This is a genomic window from Pseudomonas sp. TMB3-21 (genome assembly GCF_054898145.1).
Map to the genome: position 1 here is coordinate 3,676,936 of NZ_CM142718.1, position 26,443 is coordinate 3,703,378.

Annotated in this window: 24 protein-coding genes; 12 read left to right on the forward strand and 12 right to left on the reverse strand. The window is 58.7% G+C overall.

Annotated features, from left to right (window positions below; genetic code table 11):
* Nucleotides 1-43: 43 nt before the first annotated feature.
* Nucleotides 44-484: a PACE efflux transporter gene (locus tag ACYZTS_RS16870; RefSeq protein ID WP_461990613.1), complete on the reverse strand. Its 441-nt coding sequence runs from the start codon at nt 482-484 to the stop codon at nt 44-46.
* Between the two features lie 115 nt (nt 485-599).
* Here ACYZTS_RS16870 and ACYZTS_RS16875 point away from each other — a divergent pair, with 115 nt between their 5' ends.
* Nucleotides 600-1,490, forward strand: a complete 891-nt coding sequence (locus tag ACYZTS_RS16875; RefSeq protein ID WP_461990614.1) for a LysR substrate-binding domain-containing protein — start codon at nt 600-602, stop codon at nt 1,488-1,490.
* 43 nt (nt 1,491-1,533) lie between these two features.
* Here the strand turns inward: ACYZTS_RS16875 and arsH are convergent, their stop codons facing one another.
* The 5 genes from arsH to ACYZTS_RS16900 all read right to left on the reverse strand — a co-directional run bounded on the left by arsH (nt 1,534) and on the right by ACYZTS_RS16900 (nt 5,023).
* Nucleotides 1,534-2,232 carry an arsenical resistance protein ArsH gene (gene arsH / locus ACYZTS_RS16880; protein ID WP_461990616.1) on the reverse strand — a complete coding sequence of 233 codons (699 nt, stop codon included), beginning with the start codon at nt 2,230-2,232 and terminating at the stop codon, nt 1,534-1,536.
* 9 nt (nt 2,233-2,241) lie between these two features.
* Nucleotides 2,242-2,712 (reverse strand): arsenate reductase ArsC, encoded by a 471-nt coding sequence (locus ACYZTS_RS16885; protein ID WP_461990618.1) that lies wholly within the window; start codon nt 2,710-2,712, stop codon nt 2,242-2,244.
* 95 nt (nt 2,713-2,807) lie between these two features.
* Nucleotides 2,808-3,155, reverse strand: coding sequence for a metalloregulator ArsR/SmtB family transcription factor (locus tag ACYZTS_RS16890; RefSeq protein WP_461990619.1), 348 nt, complete (start codon nt 3,153-3,155; stop codon nt 2,808-2,810).
* Between the two features lie 113 nt (nt 3,156-3,268).
* On the reverse strand, nt 3,269-4,015 hold the full coding sequence (locus tag ACYZTS_RS16895) for an NADPH-dependent F420 reductase (RefSeq protein ID WP_461990621.1): 747 nt from the start codon (nt 4,013-4,015) through the stop codon (nt 3,269-3,271).
* A 126-nt stretch (nt 4,016-4,141) separates the two neighbouring features.
* Entirely contained in the window at nt 4,142-5,023 is an 882-nt protein-coding gene (locus ACYZTS_RS16900) for a LysR family transcriptional regulator (protein WP_461990623.1), read from the reverse strand.
* Between the two features lie 98 nt (nt 5,024-5,121).
* On the opposite strand from ACYZTS_RS16900, the gene ACYZTS_RS16905 reads away from it, so the two are divergent.
* From ACYZTS_RS16905 to ACYZTS_RS16940, 8 genes are all read left to right on the forward strand, one after another.
* A complete protein-coding gene (locus tag ACYZTS_RS16905; protein WP_461990624.1) occupies nt 5,122-6,291 on the forward strand; it encodes a mandelate racemase/muconate lactonizing enzyme family protein in 1,170 nt (389 codons plus the stop codon).
* 102 nt (nt 6,292-6,393) lie between these two features.
* Nucleotides 6,394-7,701, forward strand: coding sequence for a C4-dicarboxylate transporter DctA (gene dctA / locus ACYZTS_RS16910; protein WP_461990626.1), 1,308 nt, complete (start codon nt 6,394-6,396; stop codon nt 7,699-7,701).
* Between the two features lie 227 nt (nt 7,702-7,928).
* Nucleotides 7,929-8,624, forward strand: a complete 696-nt coding sequence (gene pmrG / locus ACYZTS_RS16915) for a lipopolysaccharide core heptose(II)-phosphate phosphatase PmrG (RefSeq protein WP_461990627.1) — start codon at nt 7,929-7,931, stop codon at nt 8,622-8,624.
* Complete coding sequence (locus tag ACYZTS_RS16920) at nt 8,621-9,424, forward strand: phosphatase PAP2 family protein (protein WP_461990629.1); 804 nt, start codon at nt 8,621-8,623, stop codon at nt 9,422-9,424. Before pmrG ends, ACYZTS_RS16920 begins: the two co-directional genes overlap by 4 nt.
* Nucleotides 9,421-10,098, forward strand: a complete 678-nt coding sequence (locus tag ACYZTS_RS16925) for a response regulator transcription factor (protein WP_461990630.1) — start codon at nt 9,421-9,423, stop codon at nt 10,096-10,098. Before ACYZTS_RS16920 ends, ACYZTS_RS16925 begins: the two co-directional genes overlap by 4 nt.
* Nucleotides 10,099-10,237: 139 nt before the next feature.
* Nucleotides 10,238-11,854, forward strand: a complete 1,617-nt coding sequence (locus ACYZTS_RS16930; protein ID WP_461990632.1) for a phosphoethanolamine transferase — start codon at nt 10,238-10,240, stop codon at nt 11,852-11,854.
* Nucleotides 11,855-11,981: 127 nt separating this feature from the next.
* Nucleotides 11,982-13,553 (forward strand): gamma-glutamyltransferase family protein, encoded by a 1,572-nt coding sequence (locus ACYZTS_RS16935; RefSeq protein WP_461990634.1) that lies wholly within the window; start codon nt 11,982-11,984, stop codon nt 13,551-13,553.
* A 112-nt stretch (nt 13,554-13,665) separates the two neighbouring features.
* Nucleotides 13,666-14,358, forward strand: coding sequence for a GntR family transcriptional regulator (locus ACYZTS_RS16940; RefSeq protein WP_461990636.1), 693 nt, complete (start codon nt 13,666-13,668; stop codon nt 14,356-14,358).
* 107 nt (nt 14,359-14,465) lie between these two features.
* On the opposite strand, the gene ACYZTS_RS16945 is transcribed toward ACYZTS_RS16940, so the two are convergent.
* The 4 genes from ACYZTS_RS16945 to ACYZTS_RS16960 are packed head-to-tail and all read right to left on the reverse strand — an operon-like array spanning nt 14,466 to nt 20,241.
* A complete protein-coding gene (locus ACYZTS_RS16945; protein ID WP_461990637.1) occupies nt 14,466-15,689 on the reverse strand; it encodes an amidohydrolase family protein in 1,224 nt (407 codons plus the stop codon).
* The gene (locus ACYZTS_RS16950; protein ID WP_461990639.1) at nt 15,686-18,178 is read right to left on the reverse strand and encodes a branched-chain amino acid ABC transporter ATP-binding protein/permease; all 2,493 of its coding nucleotides are present in this window, start codon (nt 18,176-18,178) and stop codon (nt 15,686-15,688) included. Before ACYZTS_RS16950 ends, ACYZTS_RS16945 begins: the two co-directional genes overlap by 4 nt.
* The gene (locus ACYZTS_RS16955; RefSeq protein ID WP_461990641.1) at nt 18,175-19,044 is read right to left on the reverse strand and encodes a branched-chain amino acid ABC transporter permease; all 870 of its coding nucleotides are present in this window, start codon (nt 19,042-19,044) and stop codon (nt 18,175-18,177) included. Before ACYZTS_RS16955 ends, ACYZTS_RS16950 begins: the two co-directional genes overlap by 4 nt.
* 3 nt (nt 19,045-19,047) lie before the next feature.
* Nucleotides 19,048-20,241, reverse strand: a complete 1,194-nt coding sequence (locus ACYZTS_RS16960) for an ABC transporter substrate-binding protein (RefSeq protein ID WP_461990643.1) — start codon at nt 20,239-20,241, stop codon at nt 19,048-19,050.
* 189 nt (nt 20,242-20,430) lie between these two features.
* Between ACYZTS_RS16960 and ACYZTS_RS16965 the strand changes: the two genes are divergently transcribed.
* The 3 genes from ACYZTS_RS16965 (at nt 20,431) to ACYZTS_RS16975 (ending at nt 23,660) form a co-directional block, all read left to right on the forward strand.
* Entirely contained in the window at nt 20,431-20,829 is a 399-nt protein-coding gene (locus tag ACYZTS_RS16965) for a nuclear transport factor 2 family protein (protein ID WP_461990645.1), read from the forward strand.
* Between the two features lie 60 nt (nt 20,830-20,889).
* A complete protein-coding gene (locus ACYZTS_RS16970) occupies nt 20,890-21,786 on the forward strand; it encodes a serine hydrolase domain-containing protein (RefSeq protein ID WP_461990647.1) in 897 nt (298 codons plus the stop codon).
* A 206-nt stretch (nt 21,787-21,992) separates the two neighbouring features.
* Nucleotides 21,993-23,660, forward strand: a complete 1,668-nt coding sequence (locus tag ACYZTS_RS16975; RefSeq protein WP_461990649.1) for a BCCT family transporter — start codon at nt 21,993-21,995, stop codon at nt 23,658-23,660.
* A gap of 120 nt (nt 23,661-23,780) precedes the next feature.
* Here the strand turns inward: ACYZTS_RS16975 and ACYZTS_RS16980 are convergent, their stop codons facing one another.
* Both ACYZTS_RS16980 and ACYZTS_RS16985 read right to left on the reverse strand, forming a co-directional pair.
* Complete coding sequence (locus tag ACYZTS_RS16980; RefSeq protein ID WP_461990650.1) at nt 23,781-24,503, reverse strand: 3'-5' exonuclease; 723 nt, start codon at nt 24,501-24,503, stop codon at nt 23,781-23,783.
* On the reverse strand, nt 24,500-26,380 hold the full coding sequence (locus ACYZTS_RS16985; RefSeq protein WP_461990652.1) for a DUF294 nucleotidyltransferase-like domain-containing protein: 1,881 nt from the start codon (nt 26,378-26,380) through the stop codon (nt 24,500-24,502). The genes ACYZTS_RS16980 and ACYZTS_RS16985 overlap by 4 nt, the downstream gene beginning before the upstream one ends.
* Nucleotides 26,381-26,443: the final 63 nt, after the last annotated feature.

Consider the following 26,443-nt stretch of genomic DNA (forward strand, 5'->3'; position numbering starts at 1 on the left):
TGCAGCTACCGTGTTGTATTCGCCGCAGCCTACACGTTACGGATTATGGGCTAACCGAAACGTCCCCCTTCGCGGACTCTGGTACATCAAACACCCTATCGAAGGACCACTGAAACGCCAGCGCGTAAAAGAAGAAGAACACGAACAGCCCCAGATCGGTCACCAGTGCAGCCCACCAGGAAATCTCCAGCCACCATGCCACCAGTGGCACCAATAGTAGAACCAGCCCACCCTCAAAACCCAGTGAGTGGAGCAAACGTCTGCCCAACGTGCGAGCACGCTGCGGCTGACGCGCTTCCCAACATTCAAAAGCGTAGTTAAACAGCACGTTCCACAGCAGTGCGCTTGCAGACAACATCAACGACAGGGCACCCGCATGCGCCAGACCTTCGTTGTATATCCACGAGATGCTGGGTGACAGCACCGTCACAGCGATTGATTCATAGAGGATGGCTTGAAGAATTTTTCGCGAAGGGCCTTGCATGGTGTTTTCCAAAGGTTGAGTAGATCGACTACCGCGACTGTATCGAGCCGCACACACCGTGAAAAATGAGATAAATTCAATTCGCATCAATTCAGTTCATCTAAGGAAGCCATGCGTGTTTTCGACTCTTCCACTTAACGCGCTACGCACCTTCGAGGCGGCGGCGAGACTGGGTAGCTTTAAAGCGGCAGCTGAGGAGCTCTCAGTCACCCCAGCGGCCATATCACATCAAGTCAGGACGTTGGAATCCCGCCTTGGAGCAATGCTGTTCAAGCGAGCGGGACAAGGTGTGGCATTGACCGAAGAGGGCGAGTTGTTATATCGCCAGACTCATCGCGCATTATTAGATATTCACCGCAGCCTGCAGGCCTTCTATCCGGACACTGTTCCCGAAGTCCTGACTATTTCCACTACGCCCGGTTTGGCCGCAGCCTGGCTAATTCCACGGCTGGCTGGTTTCTATCGGAGCTTTCCGCAATTTAATGTGCGGGTCGATACACGTAACGAACTAGTCGACCTGCTGCGCGATTCGAGTATCGATCTTGCTATTCGCTCGGTCAGCCGCGATGACCCGAAGTTGTTCTGTCAGGAGCTCATGCACGAGCAATTCTCCGTTTACGGCGCCCCAGGTCTGTTGGCATCGCTGAACGTAAATCAGATCGAACTGATCAACCTGCACTGGAAGATTCCGGGAGCATTTCCCATCAACTGGGAAAGCTGGTGCGCGGCCGCAGCTTGCCAGGACTGGCTTGAAACCGCGCAGATGCGTGAGTTCGACGATGAGCATTTTGCGTTGAGCGCTGCGGTCGCGGGTCATGGGCTGGTGCTGGCAAGCAATGTACTGGTAGCCGACAGCCTCAGGCGTGGGGAAATAGTGGCCTATAGACCAGAAGTAAGCTTGCCGGGTCCGCGTTACGTTGCGGTGTGCGTGCCAGGGTGGGAACGGCAGGTGCATGTGAGCGCGTTCCTGACGTGGCTGGCAGCTGCCGCCCTACTGGATGGATGACGAGACTCAGTGTTGCCCTCTGATGCCAAACACCACAACACCCTCAAATCGACCGCTGATTAACCCGAGCCATCAACTGCTCCGCAGTCTCCTTACGCTCCGAATACCGATCGACCAGTTCCGCCTGATGCCCGCGCAGCAATACCGTGAACTTCACCAGCTCTTCCATCACGTCGACAACCCTGTCGTAGAAAGGCGACGGTTTCATTCGGCCGGCTTCGTCGAATTCCATGTAGGCCTTCGGCACTGACGACTGATTGGGGATGGTGAACATGCGCATCCAGCGTCCCAACACGCGCAGTTGATTGACCACGTTGAAGGACTGGGAGCCGCCGCACACCTGCATCACCGCCAGCGTTTTGCCCTGGGTTGGGCGGACTGCTCCGAGCTCCAGTGGAACCCAGTCGATCTGCGCCTTGAACACTGCCGACATCGCGCCATGCCGCTCCGGCGAGCACCAGACCTGGCCTTCCGACCACAGCATCAGTTCGCGCAATTCCTGCACTTTGGGGTGCTCGACTGGCGCATCGTCCGGCAGCGGTAAACCGGATGGATTGAAGATGCGCACGTCTGCACCGAAGTGCTTCAGCAGGCGCGCAGATTCTTCGACCAGCAGGCGGCTGAACGACCGTTCGCGGGTCGAGCCGTACAGCAAAAGGATGCGCGGTTTATGTTCGTGCGGAGTTGCTGTGGATTTTTCTTCGAACAAGGTTAAATCGAGATTGGGCAGGTGCTCGGACATGAGTCCTCCTTAAAGCGTGCCGATGCGATCAAGCTCGCGCTTGAGTTCATCGCGATTGAGGCGGTCAAACGGCAATTCGAGAAACGCTGCGCAACGTTGCTCGATGCGCGCCACTGTAGCGCGGAAGGCTGCATCGACCAGTGCTTCGTCACCGTTCACGTCGGATGGATCTTCCAGCCCCCAATGGCATTTCAGTGCCGGACCGAAGTACACCGGGCAGGATTCGCCGGCCGCTTTGTCGCAGACGGTGATGACGATGTCCGGCGGGTTGCTTTCGAACGCGTCATTGCCTTTGCTGTGCAAACCGTCGGTAGAAATGCCGGCCTGTTGCAACGTCGAAAGGCTGCGCGGCAACACCTGTCCCTTGGGAAAGCTGCCCGCACTGACAGCTTCGAACCCTACCGGCGCAAGGTGATTGAAAATGGCTTCGGACAAAATGCTCCGGCAGCTGTTGGCTGTGCACATGAACAGGACTCGCATGAATTGCTCCTTCCGCTTCAAGCGGACATCAACGGCGCACAGGCCTGGGGCTGAGAGGGTAGTCAAAAGGAAGAACGCGGATCTTGAATCGGGCTTCAACAGCAGGTGGTTTCGCGTACAGGACGCCCGTCCATGTTCTGCAGTCGCGAGGTATTGCCCTTGAGCCATGCGGCATTGGCCCGCGACGTCACCTGCAGGATTTCGTGCACCCAATCGGGCAGGTCCGGGTTGAGTCGGTAATAGACCCACTGACCCTGACGGCGATCCAGCAACAAACCGCTGCTGCGCAGTTGCGCAAGGTGACGGCTGATTTTCGGCTGGCTATCGCCCAAGGCGCACATTAACTCGCAGACGCACAGCTCACCCTGATCGACAATCAGCAACGTGGCGCGAACCCGGGTTTCGTCGGCCAGGCTTTTGAACAGGTCGGTAGGGGTGATCATGTGCGGCGCTCAATACATATGGAGAATCGAATATACGAATAATCATATGTTTTGGGCAAGGTTTGATTTTAAGGGGCACGGCTGTCGCTTGAATCGCTCGTGGCAGGTGTACGTTAATCCAGCGAGTTGAGGGAGCGGTTCATGGCTACAACATTGCCATGGCTTGGGTTTGGCCCGAGCCACTGGAAGTGTTTGGGCAGTTGATCGCGCTTCGCTGCTGCCTGCCCCTTGACGGCTACCGATAGAGCCTTGCGCATGGTCTCGGCGTCGTAGTCACAGCAGTAACCTGGTGTGGACGGTTGTTGCCGCCAGGACTCTTCAAGAGAACCGCCGTCGACCGGATCGAAGCCTGTCTGGTTCACCAGCGACATCACTGTCTCTTTCGCCTCGCGATCATCACCCGCTACCGCTGCCGCCAAGCGACCTTCACTACCTTCCGGGAGGCCCAGTTCAGCCAGGGCATAGGCCAGCACATTGTTGAAGGCTTTGACGACAGGACGCCCGATCTGCTTCGTCACCCAAACGCTCTCTGTCATCCCTTGATCAATCTCAGCAATCCGGGGATCACGCAAATCAGGGTAGTAATTACTGGTGTCCACCACCGGGACGCTCTCGGGTACAGCGGTGAACAGGTCAGAAGGGAGTGCGCTCAATGCCGGTAGCGGTATCGACAGTACGATCACATCCACGCCATCCACCGCGTCGCGAATGTCTACTGGTTCTGCTCCGATTTCTTCGGCGAATGCGCGAACGCCGTTGACCCCTCCAGAGTTAGCTACGCGGATTTCATGACCTGCAGCCATGAGCTTTCGAGCGAGGGTGCCGCCAATGTTGCCGGTTCCGATGATGCCGATTTTCATGGGAGATCCTCATTAATCGATGGTTTTGCTCCGATGCGCTCGGGCCGTCGATCCAGGCGTTGATTGAATGGGCGGAGATGAGGCGCGAGCTCGTCTGAGCGCCGACTTGGGTAATGGAAATCGGCGTCAGCCAGATGCACCCAGCTTCGCCCAGAACTCTTCTGCAGAAGGACTGATTGGAGCAGACGGTCGAGTGAGATGAATTTCCAGTGGGATGTCCCAGCTTGCGTCGAGCGCCCTGACCAGGCGTCCGTCTGCCATTTCCTGTTCCGTCAGGCTCTTCGGCAACCACGCTACGCCCTTGCTCTCCAAGGCCATGGACATCAGCACGGCGGCAAGGTGACTGCTGAACAGAGGCTTGAGGTGAAGGTAATCTTCCTTGCCGCGCAGTCGATGAGCGACGATGCGCCCCAGTCCCGACTCGTGGGTATAAGCCAGGTAAGGCAATGTCGCTGCAGACGTGCCGACATTGGCAGAAGCGCTCGCCAGTGGAATCAGAACGTCCTCGCCAACCTTCTTGCCGACGAACTGATCAGGTGCCAACAAAGGCGGCACGTCGGGGTGGCGGTGACAGAGCAGAAACTGAACCTGGCCGTGTATCAGCATCTGCTCACAGACGGCCATGCTATCCGAGTGCAGTTGCACAGCCTCGATAGGGGCACCTTTCTCAGCGCTGCGAAGCCACTTTGGAAAGAAGGTAAACGACAGGGAATGGGTGGCGGCAAAGTGCAGGGATTTGGCTGCCATACCCGCCACCTCCTGAGCCTCATTGCGTATTCTGTACAAGCGCCTGGCCGCCTCCTGCGCACTGGGTAAAATCTGCCTTCCAGCCTCGGTCAGCGTAGCGCCTTGAGGGGTGCGGATGAATAATTGCACGCCCATCCAGCTCTCCAATGACCGCACTCTGCGACTGAACGCCGGCTGAGTGACGTGCCGTGCTTCAGCCGCCCGGACAAAGCTGCCGTACTCCGCAAGAGCAGAAAAATCTTCCAGCCAGACGAGTTCCAAGGCCATGCCTCCTGTGCATAGGGTGCGGCATTAATAGCATTGGGCGGGTGTCATCGCAAAGCATAACGTGGGGCCATCAACAACAAGAGGAACCCGTCATGCGCATCGTAGACATCCGCGAAAAAACTGTTTCCATTGCCTCCCCGATTGCCAACGCCTACATCGATTTTTCGAAGATGACCTGCTCGGTTGTCGCTGTCATCACGGACGTGATTCGCGATGGCAAGCCTGTCATCGGCTACGGTTTCAACTCCAACGGTCGCTACGGTCAAGGCGCATTGATGCGTGATCGATTCCTGGCGCGTGTCCTGGAAGCTGATCCAGATACGCTTGTCGATCATGAGAACAACAACCTGGATCCGTTCGCCATCTGGAAGGCCCTGATGACGAATGAGAAGCCAGGGGGTCACGGTGAGCGCTCGGTCGCAGTCGGCACCATCGACATGGCTGTGTGGGATGCCGTGGCCAAAATCGAAGGCAAGCCGCTGTATCGCCTGTTGGCCGATCGCTACCGCAATGGCGTGGCAGACGACAAGGTCTGGGTCTACGCAGCGGGCGGCTACTACTACCCTGGCAAAGATCAGACAAAGCTCAAGGCAGAAATGCAGAGCTATCTGGATCGCGGCTACGACGTGGTCAAGATGAAGATCGGCGCGGTGCCACTGGACGAAGATATCCGGCGCATCGAAGCCGTACTTGAAGTGGTCGGGGACGGACGTCGACTGGCGGTCGATGCCAACGGTCGCTTTGATCTTCAGACCGGTATTGCTTACGCGGAAGCCATCAAGAAATACAACCTCTTCTGGTACGAAGAAGTCGGCGACCCGCTGGACTACGCACTCCAGGCAGAGCTCGCCAATCACTATGAACTGCCCATGGCGACCGGGGAAAACCTGTTCTCCCACCAGGATGCCCGTAACCTTTTGCGCCACGGCGGAATGCGCCCGGATCGCGACTTCCTCCAGTTCGACTGTGCGCTGTCCTACGGGCTCGTTGAGTACATGCGCACCCTCAAAGTGATGGAGGAAATGGGTTGGTCTTCCCGTCGCGTGGTTCCTCACGGTGGTCACCAAATGTCCCTGAACATCGCTGCGGGTTTGCACCTTGGCGGTAACGAATCCTACCCGGATGTGTTCCAGCCTTTCGGCGGCTTCGCTGACGGCATTCAGGTGGAAAACGGCTACGTCGGGCTGCCGGATATTCCAGGTGTTGGCTTCGAAGCCAAGTCCGCCTTGTACGCAGTCATGCGCGAGTTGGGCGAAGGCTGATCAACCTCGATCTGCGGTCTCTGTGACAGAGGCCGCAGACTCCGGCGTCACCCACTGACGCCAAGCCACATGCCCATCACAACAATAAAATGAGGTGCTTTCGTGGAAATCTCCAGAACCCGCTGGTATAGCCAGCTGTATGTGCAAGTGCTGATCGGCATCGTCATCGGTGCAGCAATTGGCTACTTCGTTCCTGATATCGGCGCCAAGCTCCAGCCTTTCGCCGACGGCTTCATCAAGCTGATCAAAATGCTCCTGGCACCGATTATTTTCGGCACGGTCGTTGTTGGTATTGCGAAGATGGGCAGTATCAAAGAGGTCGGACGGATTGGTGTAAAAGCGCTGATCTATTTTGAGATTCTTTCAACCATCGCTCTGGTTCTCGGCCTTATCGTCGTCAACATCGTGAAGCCCGGCGTCGGTATGAATATCAACGCTAGCGCACTGGATGGAAGCGCTGTTGACAAGTACACCCAAGCCGCCACTCAACAAGGCGGCACCGTTGAATTCTTCCTCAATATCATTCCGCATACCTTCGTCGGGGCATTCTCCAACGGCGTCATGCTTCAGGTCATCCTGCTTTCGGTACTGATGGGTGTTGCACTGGTTCAACTGGGAGAGGCAAGTAAGCCACTCATCAACACCATCGATCTGTTCCTGCAAGGCCTGTTCAAGATCGTCGCAATGGTCATGCGACTGGCCCCGATTGGTGCCGGCGCCGGTATGGCTTTCACTATCGGCAAATACGGCATTGGCACCTTGCTGTCGCTCGGCCAGTTGCTGATCGCGCTCTACATCACGACCTTGGTTTTCATCGTGGTGGTGCTGGGTGCGGTTGCGAGATGGTCGGGTATGCCGCTGATGCAATTTCTGCGTTATTTCAAGGACGAGATTCTCATCACGCTGGGCACCTGTTCAACCGAAGCTGTGCTGCCGCGAATGATGGTGAAACTTGAAAAGCTTGGCTGCAAAAAGTCGGTAGTGGGCATGGTGTTGCCAACGGGGTACACCTTCAATGCGGACGGCACCTGCATCTACCTCACCATGGCCGCCATCTTCATTGCACAGGCAACCAATACACCGCTGACCTTTATGGATCAGATGATCCTGTTGGGTGTGTTCCTCCTGACCTCCAAAGGTTCGGCGGGTGTGGCGGGGGCGGGGTTCGTAACGCTTGCTGCAACCCTTACCACCATCCATTCCATCCCCTTGGTCGGTCTGGTTTTGCTGCTGGGCATCGACCGATTCCTCAACGAAGCACGGGCTGTGACCAATCTGATTGGTAACGGGATCGGCACGATCGCGATCGCTAAATGGGACAACTCCTTCGACGTGGAAGCCTGCGAGCGCGAGATCGCCGCGATGAAGCAAGAGAAGGCAGATCGAAAAGCGTTATTGGCTCACAAGTAAATACACGCTTTCGGAAAACAATCGGGAGTGGGCTGAGACTTTTTTGAAGTCAAAGCACGGTTGTCCCGACGGTCTGATCGGATAAAAGCGACCACGAACCAGCCCGACTTATTTTTCACAAATCCTTCACCGCCCAACAACTGCTCGAACCCTAGATTGGCGCCACTTGCGTGGTGCCGGTCATTCTCTCTCGATGGCGCCATACCCCTCTGCAACCGAGCGATGCCATGGCGTACATGCTGATCGAAGATTCCCCGGCCATTGGGCCCCTTGAACCTGTCCAAAAAACTACGCCGGCGCGCCACCCTGCGCGTTGGCTGATGCTGCTGGCGGCGAGCATAGCGATTGTCTGTGCCTGGCTGGCGAGTGCTTCGCGCGTGGTCGAGCTGGGTGGCGATCCGCGCCTGTTTCATGACCAGGTCGCGGCGCACTGGCAGAGTGGTGACGTGTTGCTGTTGATCCGCCATGCGGAACGCTGCGATCGCTCCGGGCACATCTGCGCCGGTGAGCCGACCGGTATCACCGTGAAGGGCAGCGATGCGGCGGCGCAGGTGGGTGAAGGCTTGCGCAAGCTCGGGCTGAGCCGAGCGCAAACGGTTTCCAGCGAGGCGGTACGAACGCGCCAGACTGCCGAGGCGATCGCCGGCCATAAGGTGCCGACCGCCGATTGGGCGAGTGAATGCGACAGAGATTTCAGTCGCGCCGCCGTGGCGCACAAACATCCCGGCGAGAATCTGGTGGTGGTTACCCATAGCGGCTGCATCGATCACTTCGAGCGCGAGGCAGGCATTGCCGGTGGCGGGCGCTCCAGTGAATTCACCGAGGCGGTGTTCGTCGCGGTGGACGGTGTGCATCCGGCACGCATCCTCGGTTCAGTGGCGTCGGCTCAGTGGCAAAGCCTGGCGCAGGAGCCACAGCGATGAGTGCTCGCGCACGTTACTACCTGCTTAATCTGGTGCTGCCATTGCTGCTGGTACTGGGCGTATTTGTGGCCTTCGACCTGACTCATCTGGACCGTATGATCAGCGACCGGCTGTACGACCCGGCCGCGGCCATGTTCCCGCTGCAGCATGATCGGCTGTTCGAGAAGATCACACACAAGTGGGCGAGAATCCTGCCCAACCTGGCCGGTACCCTGGCGATTGCCGGTGCGTTGCTGTCGTTTACTGGCCCGCTCCTGGCCGGACGGCAACAGCGGTGGCTGGCTCGGCTGGTCACGGGCCTGCAGTGGTGCGCCCGCCATCGTCGCGATTTCTTTTACATGATCGTGGCGTTCGCCATCAGTACGGCGGTGATTCACTATTTCAAAAGCCACACCAGCGTCTATTGCCCGGTGGAAACGACACTCTATGGCGGCACGCAACTGCACAGCCTGTGGTTCGAGAACTTCGAACCGTGGACGCGCCCAGGTGCAGGCCGCTGCTGGCCGGGTGGTCACGCATCGAGTGCCTTCAGCCTGTTCGTGTTTTATTTCATCGCCCGACGTTATCGCTGGCGGTGGAGCAGGGTGGTGTTTTGGGCAGTGTTCGTTCTGGGCATGGTCTATGGCACGACGCGGGTGATGCAGGGCTGGCACTTCATGTCGCACACACTGTGGGCAGGTCTTTTCGTGTGGTTCAGCACCTGGCTCACAGCCTTGCTGTTTTATGGTCGAGCAGCCCTGCAGGCACCCTTGCTGCAAACCCCGACAGTGCAGTCGTCGTTGCGGAGCGCAATGCCATGAAGATTCTGGTCATCGAGGATCATCAGGACATCCATGACAACCTGCTCGAATACCTGCAGCTCAAGGGGCACGAAGCGGTGGGCGCGCTGGATGGCCGGCGCGGCCTGAACCTGGCGGCTACGCAGCCGTTCGACGCCATCATCCTCGACATCATGCTGCCCGGCATCGACGGCAACGTGATCTGCCAGAGCCTGCGCGAACACGCCCAGTCGCAAGTGACGATCGTGATGCTCAGTGCCCGGGACGAGCTGGAAGACCGGTTGACAGGCTTCGCCATGGGCGCCGATGACTACATCACCAAGCCCTTTGCCATGGCCGAAGTCCTGGCCCGTGTGCAGGCCGTGGCGGCACGGCGCCTGCGCAAGGGTGGCCGGGTGATGAGTGTCGGTGATTTGCACTATGACCTCGACACTCTGGAAGTCACCCGCGGCGGGCGCTTTTTGAAACTCAATCCCACCCATATGAAGTTGCTCGAGTTGTTGATGCGCCGAAGTCCGCACCTGGTCAAACGCCAGGAACTTGAACAGATGCTGTGGCGGCGGGATACGCCCAGCAGTGAAAGTTTACGCAGCAATATCCATACGCTGCGCCGTTCACTGGAAAAGGACGTGGCTGAACCTTTACTGCACACGGTGCACGGGTTGGGCTACAGGTTGTGCGTCGAAGCCCATTAGAAACAGGCTTTCTCAGCCGCGTTTTATTGGGAAATTTTTCACAAAAAATTGATTGATTCCTGCCTATCGTTGCCGGCAAGAAAGCGCTGTTCCAGGCGGATGGCGCACCCCTTCCTGATCCCTTATTTCGCAGGCTGCCATGTTGCGTATCAGACCCGTTCGCCCTGAATTTGTGTCGCTGCTGGCCAGCGCTTTTCTGTTGTTGGCCTTCAACTCGGTGTTGTGGCAGCACCTGGGCTCCATGACCCAGGTGCTTCATCTGCGCGGGGCGTTCGCGGTGATCTTGTATGGCGTGTTTTTCATTACGCTGACGCTGTTGAGTTTTCCGTACATTCAGAAAGTCATGCTGGTGGCGCTTTGTCTGGTCAGCTCGCTGGTCGCTTACTTCATGAACCACTACGGCGTGATGATCGATGCCGGCATGTTTCGCAATGTCGCCGAAACCAATGTCACTGAAGTTCGCGATCTGCTCTCGCTGGGTTTGCTGTGGCATATCGTTCTGCTGGGGGTGGTGCCGTCGCTGATCCTGTTCAAGGCCCCTGTTGCTTATCGGGCCTGGCCCAGGGAACTGGCCGCCAGGCTGGCGTTAGTCTGCATCGCCGCCGTGCTGGTGGGCGCCACGGCCTGGAGCAACTACCAAGGCCTGGCTTCGCTTTTTCGTAATCACCATGAACTGCGCCTGATGGTAGTGCCCAGCAACATCATCGGCGCAACCGCCGGCTACCTGCGTGAACAGGTGGAGTCTGCCCGCGAGCCCTTCGTGAAAGTGGGTGACGACGCCCATCGCTCGCCCGCGGCGCTGGCCCATCGGCGACCGTCGCTGACGGTGCTGGTGGTAGGGGAGAGCGCGCGCGCCGACAATTTCGGCATCCTGGGTTATGGCCGCGACACCACGCCGCAACTGGCCAGGCAGGCGGGGGTCATCGCTTTCCCCAACGTGCATTCATGCGGTACCGAAACCGCGGTGTCGGTGCCCTGCATGTTCAGCAATCTGGGCCGCAAGGACTACAACGCCAGCAAGGTGCAGAACCGCGAGGGCCTGCTGGACGTGTTGGTGCGTGCCGGCGTTGACGTGCACTGGCGCGATAACCAGTCCGGCTGCAAAGGGGTGTGCGACCGGGTCGGCATCGAGGATGTGAGCAAAGCCACCGACCCGGCGTTGTGCGACCACAGCGAGTGCCGGGATGAGATCCTGCTGCTGGGGCTCGATGTGTATATCGATAACCTGCAGCGCGATACGGTGTTGGTGCTGCACCAAATGGGCAGCCACGGGCCGGAGTATTTCAAGCGTTACCCCAAGGCCTTCGAGCGGTTCACCCCGGTGTGCCAGAGCAACGCGCTCAATGACTGCAGCAAGGACAGCATCGTCAATGCCTACGACAACACGATCGTCTATACCGACCACGTGTTGTCCAGCTTGATCGATGTGTTGCGCCGCCATCAAAACAAGGTCGACACGGCGATGGTCTACCTGTCCGACCACGGTGAATCCCTCGGCGAATTCAATCTGTATCTGCACGGCACGCCTTATCTGTTCGCGCCGGAACAACAAAAACATATCGGCATGCTGGCCTGGTTTTCCGCCGGCTACGAACAGGACGTCGGCCTGAACCGCCGCTGCCTCGAACAGGCACGCACGCAACCACTGAGTCAGGACAACCTGTTCCACTCCATGCTGGGGCTGCTGGACGTACAGACCCAAGCCTATCAACCAGGCCTGGATATGTTTGCGACCTGTCGCAGCCCTCAGGTTTGAAGCAATGGGGGCGCAGCAAATTCAAGCTTCGCTGCCTGACCCCGACCCTGACAGACACAGGAGGCATATTAATTGCTTTGCTAACAATGACTATTTAGATAGCTAGCAAAGATAGGGTCTCGAAACCATGATCGCCACCTCCAATCGTGCTGTGATTTGTACGCCTCATGCCCAGGCCAGTGCCGCAGGCATGCGGATTCTCGACGCGGGCGGCACTGCCATCGATGCAATGCTGGCGGCGAGTGCCATGCTTGCAGCGGTTTTTCCTCACATGACCGGCTTGGGCGGGGACGCCCTGTGGATGATCCACGACAGCAAGGTGCGCACCATCGTGGGGATCGGGCAGGCCGGGCAACGTTTGCCTGAGGGTGGAGCCATCGGCGTGCGAGGTCCGGCATCGGTCGCCACTACGGCGGGTGCGATGGCGAGTTGGCAGACTGCGGCGAACGTCAGTCGCCATGAATGGGGCTCCAGGCTGGGCTGGGCAGACTTGTTGGAAGACGCCGCGAGCGTGGCTGATGCAGGTATCCCGATTTCGCAGTCGCACCTGTTCTGGCAGACCCTGCGCCAGCCACTCATCGAGCAATTGCCGAGCCTGCATCGTCTGTGCAATATCGATGGGCGCTGGCTACGCGAGGGCGATACGCTGCGCCAGCCGGAGCTGGCCAATACCCTCCGGCACTTGGCAAGACAAGGTGTCGAGGATTTCTACAAGGGCGAACTGGCGCAGGCGTTCGGCGCCGCATTTGAGGCGCTGGGTTGCGGCTTGACCACAGCCGATCTGGCCGCCACGCACGCAAAGGAAATGGCACCGGTTTCGGTACGTTACCGCGAAGGCCGACTCTACAATGTCGCGCCGCCGAGCCAGGGCCTTTATACGTTGCAGGCCATGGCCGTAATGCAGCACAAGCCACTGGCGCAAGTCGGCAACGGCAGCGCGCTTTACTACCACTATCTGGTTGAAGCCATCAAACAGGGCCTGCTACGCCGTAACGGGCAGTTGTGCGATCCGCTGAGCAATCCCTGGGATTTTGCAGCCAATCTCGATGACGGGCAGATCCGCCATTACGCCGATGCCATCGATGATCAGCGTGCAGCGCCGTGGAACGAACCGGGACGTCCCGCCGATACGGTATGGATGGCCGCCACCGATGCCGAGGGGCGCACGGCCTGCCTTATCCAGAGCCTGTTTCACGACTTTGGTTCGGGCTGCATTCTCGGTGACACCGGAGTGCTGTGGCAGAACCGTGCGGCGGGTTTCAATGCCAACCCTGAGCACGTCAACGGCTGTGCGCCCGGCAAGCGTCCGGCGCACACGCTTAATCCGTCCTGCTACCTGGGTGACGATGGCCGGCGCTGGTTCTTCGGCACGCAAGGGGGCGATGGTCAACCGCAGACGCAGATGGTTTTGGCGACCCAACTGATCGACTATCAGCAGCCCATCGATCAGGCGCTGCAAACCCCGCGCTTCCTGCTGGGCCGCAGCTTTTTCGACAGCACTGACAACCTCAAGCTGGAGGGCGACATGAGCGCCACGACGATCGAAGGCCTGGCGACACTGGGGCACGAGGTGGAAATCATTCCTGCTCGCAGCCCTATGACTGGCCACGCTGGGGTCATCTCCATAGATGCAGACGGTCGGCGCAGCGCCATGCATGACCCGCGAGGCGAGGGCACTGGCCTCGGTCAGGCGGGCTGATCCTCAATCGCGCATTTGCCGGGTCGGGGCCGCTGGCGGATAATGCCGCCGATTGCCCGCCATCCGCAGCCTTGTGTGTTGGCATGAGGCTTTCTGAACGATAGAGGAAAGGATGGGGTTGAGCACTGTCACCGCCAAACAGCTTGAGGTGCAACGTATTGTCGATGCGTTGTTCAGGGCGATTGCGCAGCATCGCCTGCCGCCCGGCACTCGATTGATCGAAGCCCACATAGTCGAAACCCTGCAGGCCAACCGCAACCATGTGCAAGTAGCGCTGCAGCGGCTGGCGATGCAAAAAGTGGTGACCATCGAAGCCAATCGCGGCGCCATGGTAGCTCAGCCAACCGCGAGTGAAGCGCGAGATATCTTCAGTGCTCGTCGGGCCATTGAGCGGGCGATTGTCGAGGCCATTACCCCGGCCGTCATGCGCAAACATCGCCAGCGCATTGCCAGCCATATGAACAACGAGCGCAAGGCAACCAACGATACGGATAGAAGGGCCATCGTCCGTGAGTTGAGCGAGTTTCACTTGCTGCTGGGGGAGATCAGCGGCAACGCCGTGCTTAGCGACATCCTCTCCAATCTGATGGTGCGCAGTTCATTGATCGTGGCGCTGTATCAGCGCAATGACGTGCCATCCTGCGCGTCTGATGAACACCAGGAAATCGTTGACGCGCTTGAAAAAGGCGACAACGAAAAGGCCGTGGCAGTCATGCTGGAACATCTGGACGAACTGGAAGGGCAACTGGCGCTGGAGCAAAGCGTGCCCGCCGAGTTCAACCTCAAACAGGCGTTGAGCGATTGATCAAGTCTGGAGCAAGACCTGCCCGCTCAGCATTTTCAGCCAGCAGCTTCATCCACTGACCTGATTTTTTCGAGGGCCATTCAGAACCTCGCCCGGTCCAGAAAAAACTACGGCCCCAACAACACGCCAGCGGGTCGACTGAACGTCTGCCGTCCACCTTTGAACCCCATCAACGGCGCGCTTAGTTCAGCGATGATCGCTGCTGGCGAGGGCGCATCGAACACGATGAAGTCGGCGCGGCAACCGGGCAACAGGCCGTAATCGGTCAGCCTCAGCAGACGTGCCGACTCGCTTGAAACCCAGGCCAGACACTGCAGCAGTTCCGGCACCGTACCCATCTGACTGACATTGGCAAACAGGTTGGCCTGACGGATCAACGAAGCATCGCCATAAGGCGTAAACGGGTTGCCGATGTTGTTGGTGGACACTGAACAGGTGACGCCGCAGGCGTGCAAATGCGCCAGGGGTGCAAGCCCTCGGGGTTTGTTGTGAAACGCCTCGCGCCCCATCAGAAACAGATCGGTACTGGGCAGGCATGTCACCTGTACGCCCGTTTTGGCCAAATGCAGAGCCAGTACCGTCAACGGCTCTTTGGGCAGAGTCGACAGCTTGGTCACATGGCCGATGGTCACGCGTCCGCCCCAGCCGTGCAGTTGCGTGCAGCGGGCAACTTCCATGACTGTCATGCCCTCTGGGTTCAAATCGAAATCCAGATGCAGGTCCAGGTCGCAGTCGTAGCGGGTCGCCAGTTCGAACAGGCGCTGGATCTGCCCGAGCGGGTCGCTGTCCATATACGGGCAACCGCCGAGAACCGTTGCGCCGCTGTCCAGCGCCTGACACAGCAGCGCCTCGGTACCTGGATTGTTTAGCAGGCCCTCTTGGGGGAACACACATATCTCCAGGCTGATCGCCCACGCATAGTCAGCCTGCAAGCGGCGAATGGCGTTGAAACCGGTCAAGCCGATCTGCGGGTCCAGCTCGACGTGGGTGCGCATGTGCGTCGTGCCTTGCACTATCGCCTTGTCCAGCACCTGAGCGCCGCGCCGATAGACATCGTCTTCAGTGAATTCGGCTTTCGCCGCACGGGTCTGGCTGACCGCTTCGGCGAGCGTACCTTCATGCAGCTGGCAGCGCTGCATGATGCAGGCCTTGTCCAGATGGATGTGGGTTTCGATCAGCCCCGGCATCAAGAGCTGGCCGTGCAGATCAAGGTGTTCCCATTGACGGGTGGCCGGGCTCAAGGCGCTGACGAAACAGCCATTCTCAACGTACAACTCGGTGAGGCGATTGCCGTCGCCGAGCCTTGCATTAACGATCTTCAAAGCGTTCAAGCGCTGGCTCCCTCACCGAGGTAAGCAACGGCCAGTTGCTTGTCGTTGCGCAATTCGGCAGCGCCGGCGGCTTTGACGATGATGCCGGTTTCCAGCACATAGGCGCGATCCGCCACTTGCAGAGCCAGGTTGGCCATTTGATCCACCAGCAGGATGGTCACGCCCTCGTCGCGCAGCGCGGCCAGTGCATCGTAAAGCTCGCCGATCATGGCAGGCGACAAGCCCAGAGACGGCTCATCGAGCAGGAGGATCTTTGGTTTGGCCATCAGGCCGCGCCCCACCGCGACCATCTGTTGCTCGCCACCGGAAAGCAGCCCGGCGGGGTTGTCGATGCGGTCGCGCAGGCGCGGGAAGCGTTTGAGGATGGCGTCGATTTCGGCGTCGGCATCAAACGGTTCGCGACGTGAATAACCACCGAGTAACAAATTGTCGCGCACGCTCAGGTAGGGGAAAACCTGACGGCCTTCCGGGACTAGCGCCAGGCCCATTGCCGCAACCGTGCTGGCATTGGCCTGTTCGATGTTTTCGTTGTCGAGCAGGATGCTGCCGCCGCTGGCGCGATGCAGGCCGGCCAGGCACTGCAGCAGGCTCGACTTGCCCGCACCGTTTGCGCCAAGAATGGCCACCAGCTCGCCGGGGTTGACCAGCAGACTGACCTTGTCGACCACCGCCGATGCGCCGTAGTCGATTATCAGATCCTTGACGTACAGACGCGCATCGCGGCTGCCATCCCAGCTCTGTGCGCGTGGCGTGGCCTGATAATCGGTACCCCCCAGATACGCGGCGATCACCTGCGGGTTCTGCCGTATTTCAGCCGGCGGACCCGACGCAATCGGCTTGCCGGCGTCAAGCACCAACAAGTGCTCGGACACCGACATCACCAGCGACATGTCGTGCTCGACCAGAATCACCGTCAGGCCAAAGTCCGCCAGTTTGCGCAACAGTACGGCCAGATTGTCGGTGTCGCGACGACTGAGGCCCGCTGCCGGTTCATCCAGCAACAACACCGCAGGCGCAGTCGCCAGTGCCCGAGCGATTTCCACCAGGCGGCGATCCACGTGCGGTAAATCCTCGGCAGCAATATTAACTTCGCCGCGATAGCCCACCAGTGCCAGCAAGTCCAGCGCCAGGCTGCGCTGCGCCTTCGTCGCAAGGCTGAATGGCAATCCAAGGCGACCCTTTTGCATCGCTACCAGCAGGTTGTCGAGTACGGACATTTCGCCGAACAGCAGGGTGGTTTGATAGGTGCGGGCGATGCCGGCGCGGGCGCTTTTCCAGGCTGGCAGGCCGGCCAGCGGCTGTTGCAGTTCGATCTGGCCGCTGTCCGGCGCGTAAAAACCGCTGATCATGTTCAGCACAGTGGTTTTCCCCGCACCGTTGGGGCCGATGATGCTGGTGATGCTGCCAGCGGGCGCATACAGGCTGACGTTTTGCGCTGCCTGGACGCCGCCGAAGCGAATGCCGATATCAGTCACCCGCAACCCTTGGGACGGGCCACGGCTGCGTAAATGAGCGGCGATGCATTCCTGATTGATTTGCACTGGCGCCAGCAAGCGGGCCGGTTTGATCCAGCGGCGGGCGAGGGCGCCCAGCAGACCGTTGGGCGCGATCCACAGCACAATCAGCAGCAGTACGGAAAAGATCAGCAAGCGATATTCGGCAAAATCCGACAGCAGTTCCGGCACCAGCACGATCAACAGTGCGCCTATCAGTGGTCCGAACAGCATGCCGCTACCGCCGACGATGACGGCCAGCACAAACAAAATGGACTGGGAGAACGGGAAGGATTCCGGGTTGATGAACATCAGCAGCGGCGCGAGCAAACCGCCCGCCAGGCCGGTGATGGCAGCAGACAATGCGAACGCCAGGGTTTTGCTGATAACCGGGTTAAAGCCCAGCGAGCGCGCAGCAATTTCCGAGGCTTTCACTGCGCGCATGGCCTTGCCCCAACTGCTGTGGCTCAGGCGCTGATAGAACAACAGCGCGCCGATCATCAGCGCTGCGGCCAACAGGGCGAGCAAGATCGCCGGATCAAGGCCAGCGAATGCCGGCAGCGGGATACCCATCAAGCCATTGGAACCGCCCGTTACGTCCCGCCATTCGATCAGACTGTGATGCACCACAAAAGCGAAGGCGATGGTGATCATCGCCAGATACGGACCGCTGACCCGAAGTGCGGGGATCGCCAACAGCGCGCCAATCAGGCCGGTAAGAACGCCGGCCATTGGCAGGGCCAGCCACAAAGGCCAGCCCGCCAGGGTCAACAGCGCCGATACGTAGGCGCCGAGCGCGTAGAAGGCGATGTGCCCAAAGGAAATCTGCCCACTCAGGCCAATCAGGATATTGAGGCCTATACCGACCACCGCCGCGAGAGCGCAGAGGGTGAAAACCAGTAACGAGTAGCTGTCGAGCGTGAACGCCATGACGCCGCAGGCCAAAGCGAGCACAGCAATGAACGCCGGAGCGGCAAAGGTTTGGATGTTTTTCATACTTTCACCAGTGCCTGGCTGCCGAACAGACCGTTGGAACGAATCGCCAGCGCCAGGATGACCAGCGCAAACGTAAATATCTGAGTGAATGCAGAGCCGAAGTACAACGTGATCAACGCTTCCGCCACGCCGAACAGCAGCCCGGCGGCGAATACGCCGCCTGCGCTGCCGATGCCGCCCAGAATGGCCACCGCAAACGCTTTCAGGCCGAACAACATGCCCATCTCCGCGTTGACGCTGAACAGCGGCGCAATAAGCAAACCCGCCACCGCAGCGAATACCGTGGAAACTGCAAAGGCGATGGCAACCACACGATTGACGTTGATGCCCATCAGCATCGCTGCGCGGGGGTTCTGCACGCAGGCTTCGAGTACCTTGCCCAGCCGGGTGTAACGCCGCACCAGATACAACGCCAACGCAATGGCCGCGCCTGCCAGCGGAATCAGTAATTGCAGAGCACCGACATTGCTGCCGAACAGCTCGACATTCATGTTCACCAGGCTGCTCTCGAAATGCCGAGGCTCCTTGCCGAAGGTATACAGCGTCAGGTTGTCCACCAGAATGCCGCCCGCGACTGTTGCCATCAGCCAGGCCTGTGAGCCTCGGCTGTGGAAAGGTCGCACCAGCCAGCGCTCGATGGCCAGGCCATACAGCGCGCAGAGGATCAACGTCAGGGGCAGGGCCAGCCACAACGACCAGCCCCAGGTAATGGCAAAGGTGTAACCCAGCACCGCACCGACCATCATGGCGCTGCCCTGGGCAAAGTTGACGGTGCGCGAAACGACGTAGGTCAGGTGAAAACCCAACGCCAGCAACGCGTACATGCTGCCCAGGCCGAGCCCGGTAATGATGGCGGCGGTGAACATCGCTTACTCCTGCGGCTTGAGCGGTACGATCTGGTCTTTGACGAAGTGCGTGAAGATGTAGTCGTCAGGCCCCAGGGCATCATGCTTCGTTGCGCTGAACGGCTGCTTGTAGTGCTTGATCAAGCCGTCGTAGTCGCTGATTGCGTAGAAACCGTTGCGAACCGCCGGGCCGTCGGTGCTGCCGGCCTTTTCGATGGCTTTAACCGCAAGGTGCAACGCGTCGTAGGCGTTGGCGATGCCCACCGCCGGGGTGACGTCAGCCAGGGTCTTGATCTGCGGGTAAGCAGTTTTCAATGCGGCGAGCAGTGCATCGCCCTTGGCACTGTTGTGCTCGGTGAACACGTAGGTCTGGATAAAATGCACCCGCGAAGCGTTCCGCCCCGCCAGCTCGCCGAAGCGACCACCTGCCGGGCCCCAGTGAGAAACCACCGGCACGTCCCAACCCATGCGATCGAGGGATTTGACCACCTGCGCCGAAGGACCCACGTTGCCGACCATCAGCAAGGTGTCCGCACCGCTGTTTTTCAAGCGGGTCAGTTGTGGCACTACATCCAGATCGCTGTCCTGAATCCGTTCTACGCCGGCATTGGCCAGGCCACGTTTTTCCAGGGCGCGCTTGAAGCCCGCCTCGTTGGACTCGCCCCATGGGTTATTGATGAGGATCATTCCCGGTTTTTTCATGCCGTTATCGACGCCGTATTTCACCAGCGCCTCGTCCACCAGTTCATCAACCGCGGAGACCCGGAACACATAGTTATCGGCTGCACCGTTCTCGGTGATTTTCGTACCCGCAGCCCAAATGCCCATGAACGGTACTTTCAACTGATTGGCCAGCGGCACAATGGCCAGAGAAACTGGCGTATCCAGGCCACCAAACAGCACGGTGACCTTTTCTCGCTGAACCAGTTCGCGCGCGGCGAGCATGCCCTTGGATGGATTACTTTCGTCATCGCGACGCACCAACTCCAGCTGACGCCCCAGCACGCCGCCGCTGGCGTTGACCTCATTGATCGCCATGGTCAGGCCGCGCGTCAGGGCTTCGCCGGACTTGGCCGACTGGCCCGAAAGGGCGGCGACCAGACCGACCTTGATGGGCGGTTCGGCCGCTTGCGCGCCACCGGACATTGCCACAGTGAGCGTGACTGCCGCAGCCACGGGAAATAGCAGGCGTTGCAAGTTTGGAAGCCGGGTGGCCATAGTGGATTCTCCTGATTGCTAGCATTTGCACAATTATTGCTAGCAAGTAAGATGCCACTCGCAGTCACCTTTAAAACCGCTGGTTTTGCGCAGGTTTGAACGCTGATGACGCGCCAGATTAAAGCGGCTCGCACCATGTAGAGGCATTTTTTGCTTAAGCGGATTTCCCTTCTCAAAGGAGTTCTATCCATGTTTGAAACGAATGAAGATGTGCAAATTGTTAGCAATTTTCTTGAGGCTTCCATGGCTCCGGATCCGGTCCGGGCGGCCTCGTTCATGAGTGACGATGTGAAGATCACGTTCACCGGGGGGCGAGCAATGCCTGATCCCAAGGCGATCACCGCGTTCAACGGTTCGCGCTATGCGTGGGTTAAAAAGCAGTTGGGGAATTTCGACTGGATGGATCGGGGCGACCACACGGTGGTGTATTCCAACGGCACGCTGTACGGCGAATGGCCCGATGGCCGCAGTTTCTCGGGTAACCGTTATATGGATCGCTTCGAAGTGCGTAACGGCAAGATAACCCGCATGGACGTCTGGAATGACAGTGCCGAATGGCTACTGACGCCGGACATTGCCAAGGGCTGAAGAAGAGTGGATGGAGTATCTTGTCGACCTGTCTATTCGCTGGATTCTTCAAGGAAACCCATGCTCAGTTCACTCCTGTCAAATGGTCGGCCACGCACGTCGGACCGATCAGAACTGATGGTCCCCTGGTGGAGTTTTACGAAAACAGTGTTGGCTGCGACAGCCCTGTCGTTGGTGCGTGATGGGCGGGTCGGCTTGGACGACCCCATTCTTGATCAGCCTTTCACGTTGCGTCAGCTGTTACGGCATGAGGCAGGTCTCGCCGATTATGGTGAACTGGCGGAGTATCACGCAGCCGTCGTTAGTAACGAGTCCGCTTGGTCGGCAGATGAAATGATGCAACGCCTCGACGGTGCTCGACTTCGATATAGCCCGGGAACTGATTGGCGCTACTCGAATGTTGGCTACCTGCTCATCGGCAGGCTTATCGAACAGCTGACTGATCTGATGCTTGATGAGGCTGTAAGTCAACGAGCGTTAACTCCGCTGGGGCTGTCGAACGTTTACTTCGCTAGAACGCGAGCAGACTTACAAAACACCCATCTCGCAAGTACCTCGAATTACGACCCCGCGTGGGTCTATCATGGCTTGCTGATCGGCCCCGTTTCGCAAGCGGCGCTCTTCCTGGATCGGCTCCTCGGCGCAGACCTTCTTCCCACGGACCTGCTTCAGCAGATGCAGGCTGTACGGACATTGGGCGGGCCGATTCCCGGACGCCCATGGATCGCCCCGGGCTATGGCCTTGGTGTGATGCAGAGCTCGATCGAGGGCGGACATTCGCTGTGCGGACACACAGGCAGCGGGCCTGGCAGTGTCATTGCCGTTTACCGTATCTGTGACGGCGACGCATCAGCTTGTTGCGCAGCTTTCCAGGCGGGCGCCAGTGAAGGTGCTGTCGAAGCATTCGTGGCTGGACAGCTGATACGAGAACTTGGGCACGCCGCTAAAGGCGTCTGAATGCTTTTGCGGGCGGCCTCATGATTGTTCCTTCAAGCTCACCTGTGCACTCGTTTGAGGCTTCCAATCGCGGAATCCGCCCAGACCTTTTGCGGAATGTTTCCGAAATCTTGTTACGATAGGTATGTACTACCCCAGCTTATGCCATGTAACAGCGTGGAAAAAGACCATCACACGCGTCTGCGTGCTTTAGCAAGGAGCCCCTCATGGGTAACAAACCTGTGAATGATCCGACCGTTACTGGTCAATCTGCCAGCGACGACGGCATCCCAGCCCCTAGTGGAGCTGCCAATCTGATTGATACCGATTACGTCATCGGGCAAGACAATATCAAGGGAGAGTTTTCGTTCTCACTCGATATTCACGGAAAAGTTTTCATCATATCCGCCGCTACCATTTTGCTGTTCGTCGTCATGACGCTCGCACTTCAGAATGAAGTGGAACCGCTCTTCAGTGCGATTCGCAACTGGTTGACGGGGCATCTGGCGTGGCTCTTTATGAGCATCGCCAATATATTTGTAGTGTTGTGTCTGGCGTTGATCGTGTCCCCATTGGGCAAGGTCAGATTGGGCGGCCGGGATGCAACTCCGGACCACAGTTATGTCGGCTGGTTCTCGATGCTCTTTGCCGCGGGAATGGGCATTGGCCTGATGTTTTACGGCGTTGCCGAGCCTATGTCGCACTTTGCGGCATCAATGGGCGGTGTCACGCTTGATGCCAGTGGAGCCCGCACGGACTGGGCGCCACTGGGCGGGGCGGCAGGCGATGCAAAGGCATCGGCCGATCTGGCGATGGCGGCGACGATTTTCCACTGGGGCCTGCACCCTTGGGCGATCTACGCCATCGTCGCGTTGTCTCTGGCGTTGTTTTCCTACAACAAAGGTTTGCCGCTCTCCATCCGGTCGATTTTTTACCCGTTGCTTGGCGAGCGCGTCTGGGGCTGGCCGGGGCATATCATTGATATCCTCGCGGTATTTGCCACCTTGTTCGGCCTGGCGACCTCCCTTGGCATCGGCGCAGAGCAGGCAGCTGCCGGTATGGAATACCTGTTCGGTATAAAATCCACCAATCTCAGCAAGGTGGTGTTGATCGTCGGGATCACGCTGATCGCCCTTTGGTCGGTGCTGTCCGGGCTGGACAAGGGCGTCAAGATGCTGTCCCAGATCAACATGGGGTTGGCCCTGCTGTTGCTAGTGTTCATCATCATCGTTGGCCCGACGTTGGCCATCTTTACCGGGTTTTTCAAGAATCTGGTGACCTATGTGGAATACCTGCCCGCCCTGTCTAATCCGTTCGGACGCACTGATACGGAGTTCACCCAAGGCTGGACGGCGTTCTACTGGGCCTGGTGGATCAGTTGGTCTCCGTTTGTAGGCATGTTCATTGCCCGTGTCAGTCGTGGCCGCACCGTCAGGGAATTCCTGATTTCGGTTCTGCTCGTGCCTTCAGTCGTTTCAGTGCTGTGGATGACCACGTTTGGCGGCACTGCAATTGATCAGGCAACCGTGCAAGGCCTGATGGGGGTCAAGGACGCCGTCCTGGAGTTGAAGCTGTTTGCGATGTTCGAAGGCCTCCCGCTCAAGGAGATCACCTCACTGCTGGGCATTGTTCTGGTTATCGTCTTCTTCATTACCTCTTCGGATTCCGGCTCACTGGTCATCGATACCATTACCGCTGGTGGCAAGGTCGATGCGCCTGTGCCGCAACGAGTATTCTGGGCGGTGATCGAGGGCGTAATTGCTATTGCGCTGCTGTTGGGCGGGGGGCTTGTCGCGCTCCAGGCGATGGCCGTGTCCACTGGCTTGCCATTCGCCATCGTGCTGATGATCGGCTGTATCTCATTGGTAAAAGGGCTGATGTCCGAGCCCCGATAGCGAGCGGTAGTGATCGCGCTCCGCGCTCACGTTCGGCAGAGGCGTTGTCCATTCGGGGCACGCCTCTGTCCCAGAACGGGCAGCGCATGTTTCAAGAAATTCTTCCTTCGCTTACACATTTCAGTTCCACAGCGTTCCGACCGGCGCAGACGGGCCGTGATGCGTGGCAATCTGTGCCTGTAACAACTCTGCGGTGGCCAGGGCATCGGTCAGCGCATGGTGGGCGTGATAGATCGGCAGGTTGTACCGGGCGCGGCTGTCGGCCAGTCGTATGGACTGTTGCGGGCGGCGCAAGAGCCGCGTCCACCATCCTTGTTTCTGCCTGTGGATCCGTGCTTCCAGTTGCATGGTGTCGATGACCGGAAATTGCAGCCCTTCACCCAGGTGTTTCAGAAAAGCCTGATTGAGGAATCCGCGTTCGATGTTCCGGTAATGAACGACCATGACCTTCCCGGCCATGGCGTCCAGAAGCGTCTCGACTATCTCCCCGAACGCCGGCGCTCCTGAAATCTCTGCGTGGGTGATGTGGTGGAATGTGACGGATTTTCCGCTCAGTTCCGAACTGGGCTTTACCAGCCAATACTGCGCATCCCGGCATCGAATCCGCTGCAGGGTGCACGGTAGCAAGCCGATACTGACGATGCTGTGTGTTTGAGCGTCAAGGCCGGTGGTCTCCACATCCATTGCGAGCAACTGCACACTATCGATGGCTGTTTGTGCGCAGACGACCCCGGCTTGATAGAACTTCTGCAAGGCCGGATGCCTGGCTTCCAGCGCCAGTTGTCCGAACCGGGCAGACCAGTCCTGCATTCGATTATCAGGATCAGTCTTGACGTCTTTCATTGCGAAAGTCGTCCCTTTACCGGATAGCGGAAGCGCAGAAAGTTCTGCCCATTGCTCAAGACCTGGAACGCCTCCTTGAGGTTGTGCCGCTCACTGTGGGAAAAGCGCTCGGGTTCGATGTAATTATCGGGGTTGGTGCCGTGCTCAAGCGCGTCTGCCTGATGCCGGATGCGTACCATGGAGAGAAACTCCAGGGCATACCTGAGGTGTTTCACCGCCTCAGGCGGCATGACGTTGGCCGCAGCAATAGCGTCCAGGCGATCAAACGAATTCTGCGCTTTGCTGCCGCAGGCAAGGGCATGAATACGGATCAGGTCGGTCAATGGCGCGGTGCCACGCCCCTTGAGGTTGATGATCCGTTTTTGCTGACCGTCGGTCTCGACGACGAAGGTGCGGAAAAACCCCAGCGGTGGCGTCCTGTTGAGCGCAATTCTGGCCATTGAATTCAAGAAGCCAGGGCTGGACGCGGATTTGCTGGCACACAGTTCCTTGAGTTCCTGAACAAACTCGAGCTGACCATAAACCCCGTCCAGATCAAAAAAGATGCAGCTGTTGAGCAGCGTTGCCGGGTTCGGCTTTTCGATCCACTGTTTGAAGTAATTGCGCCACACGCTCAGGGGTTGGCGCCACTGATCATTGCTCGCCATTATTCCGCCTTTGCAATAGGTATAGCCGCATGCGGCCAGACCATCGCTGACAAACGTGGCCAGGCTGCGAAAGTACCCATCATGCAGCGCCGCATCAAAACGGTCGTCGAGCACCAGCGCGTTATCCTGGTCCGTGACCAGCAATTGCTCGTCCCGTGCCATCGAGCCCAGCACCATGAAGCAGTAGGGCACCGGCGGCGGGCCGAGTTTCTTTTCCGCCAGCTCGAGCAGGCGCTGTGTAAAGGCTCTGCCTATCCCGGAAATGGCACTGCCAATCATGTGCGCCGTTGCGCCATCGCGCACCATACGGATGTAAGTGCCTTTGAGGTCCCTCAGCAGCGATCGCAGACCTTCAACCGATGTCTGGTTGGAGATCCTGCCCACCAGGTACAGGCTGCTGTGGGACTCGTAGCGAATGATGTCCGACAGGTTGATCAACCCCGCCGGGCGACCATTCCTGAGCACGGGAAGGTGATGAATATTGCGCCGCAGCATCATCAGCATGGCTTCGAACACTGAATCGTCTGCGTCGATCGATACCGGGTCTGCGGTCATGATCCGGCTGACCTGCGTTGCTTCACCGTCAAGCCCGGCTGCGACTACGCGGGTGCGCAAGTCCCGGTCGGTGACGATGCCCTGGATTTCTCCCGCCTCAAGCCCGGCGGGCGACATCACTACCACGCACGCCACACTTTGTTCGGCCATGATCCTGGCCGCATCGCCCACCGTGGCGTCAGAGGCTACCCACACCAGTGAGCGCGAGAGCAAGGCACGGCATCTGAGCTGGATCAGTTCGCTGGCACGGCCTTGTGCCTCGACTGCAGTCTTGAGCCTGGAATGGCCCTCGGCTTCGACAAAGTCAGCGAAGGCATCATGTTGCGCGCAGAGGTCGGCGAACAGGTCGGCGGGAATGAAATAGACAAGGCTGTCCTCCAGCGCCCGCGCCGGAAAGCGCACCTTGTTACTGCGCAACAGCCCGGCCTGACCAAAGATATCGCCTTCCACAAGGCGGTTATAAAGTTCGCCGTTGCGTCGATAAATCTCGACTGCGCCACTGCGCACGTAGTGCAAGTCCTGAATGACCGCACCCGCTTCCAGAATCTCACTGCCGGCCTTGAAGTAACTGACTTCGATACGCCGCGCGATAGTCTCGATCACTTCCCTTGGAAGCGAGTCAAACGGAGCGAAGCGACAGAGATGGTCGCTGATCTCCTGTAATTCGATTTGCATGAAACCTCATGATGGAGGGCTTGGACGGCAAAAACTGACTGTGGCAACGGCTGCGACTGCCTG

Coding starts and splice junctions, on each gene's coding strand:
- ACYZTS_RS16930 (WP_461990632.1), top strand. CDS start 10,238: ATGTTGCGTATCAGACCCGTTCGCCCTGAATTTGTGTCGCTGCTGGCC.
- ACYZTS_RS16980 (WP_461990650.1), bottom strand. CDS start 24,503: ATGAAAGACGTCAAGACTGATCCTGATAATCGAATGCAGGACTGGTCT.
- ACYZTS_RS16920 (WP_461990629.1), top strand. CDS start 8,621: ATGAGTGCTCGCGCACGTTACTACCTGCTTAATCTGGTGCTGCCATTG.
- ACYZTS_RS16870 (WP_461990613.1), bottom strand. CDS start 484: ATGCAAGGCCCTTCGCGAAAAATTCTTCAAGCCATCCTCTATGAATCA.
- ACYZTS_RS16975 (WP_461990649.1), top strand. CDS start 21,993: ATGGGTAACAAACCTGTGAATGATCCGACCGTTACTGGTCAATCTGCC.
- ACYZTS_RS16940 (WP_461990636.1), top strand. CDS start 13,666: ATGGGGTTGAGCACTGTCACCGCCAAACAGCTTGAGGTGCAACGTATT.
- ACYZTS_RS16955 (WP_461990641.1), bottom strand. CDS start 19,044: ATGTTCACCGCCGCCATCATTACCGGGCTCGGCCTGGGCAGCATGTAC.
- ACYZTS_RS16965 (WP_461990645.1), top strand. CDS start 20,431: ATGTTTGAAACGAATGAAGATGTGCAAATTGTTAGCAATTTTCTTGAG.
- ACYZTS_RS16960 (WP_461990643.1), bottom strand. CDS start 20,241: ATGGCCACCCGGCTTCCAAACTTGCAACGCCTGCTATTTCCCGTGGCT.
- arsH (WP_461990616.1), bottom strand. CDS start 2,232: ATGTCCGAGCACCTGCCCAATCTCGATTTAACCTTGTTCGAAGAAAAA.
- ACYZTS_RS16970 (WP_461990647.1), top strand. CDS start 20,890: ATGCTCAGTTCACTCCTGTCAAATGGTCGGCCACGCACGTCGGACCGA.
- ACYZTS_RS16905 (WP_461990624.1), top strand. CDS start 5,122: ATGCGCATCGTAGACATCCGCGAAAAAACTGTTTCCATTGCCTCCCCG.
- ACYZTS_RS16950 (WP_461990639.1), bottom strand. CDS start 18,178: ATGAAAAACATCCAAACCTTTGCCGCTCCGGCGTTCATTGCTGTGCTC.
- pmrG (WP_461990627.1), top strand. CDS start 7,929: ATGGCGTACATGCTGATCGAAGATTCCCCGGCCATTGGGCCCCTTGAA.
- ACYZTS_RS16925 (WP_461990630.1), top strand. CDS start 9,421: ATGAAGATTCTGGTCATCGAGGATCATCAGGACATCCATGACAACCTG.
- ACYZTS_RS16935 (WP_461990634.1), top strand. CDS start 11,982: ATGATCGCCACCTCCAATCGTGCTGTGATTTGTACGCCTCATGCCCAG.
- ACYZTS_RS16885 (WP_461990618.1), bottom strand. CDS start 2,712: ATGCGAGTCCTGTTCATGTGCACAGCCAACAGCTGCCGGAGCATTTTG.
- ACYZTS_RS16895 (WP_461990621.1), bottom strand. CDS start 4,015: ATGAAAATCGGCATCATCGGAACCGGCAACATTGGCGGCACCCTCGCT.
- ACYZTS_RS16985 (WP_461990652.1), bottom strand. CDS start 26,380: ATGCAAATCGAATTACAGGAGATCAGCGACCATCTCTGTCGCTTCGCT.
- ACYZTS_RS16890 (WP_461990619.1), bottom strand. CDS start 3,155: ATGATCACCCCTACCGACCTGTTCAAAAGCCTGGCCGACGAAACCCGG.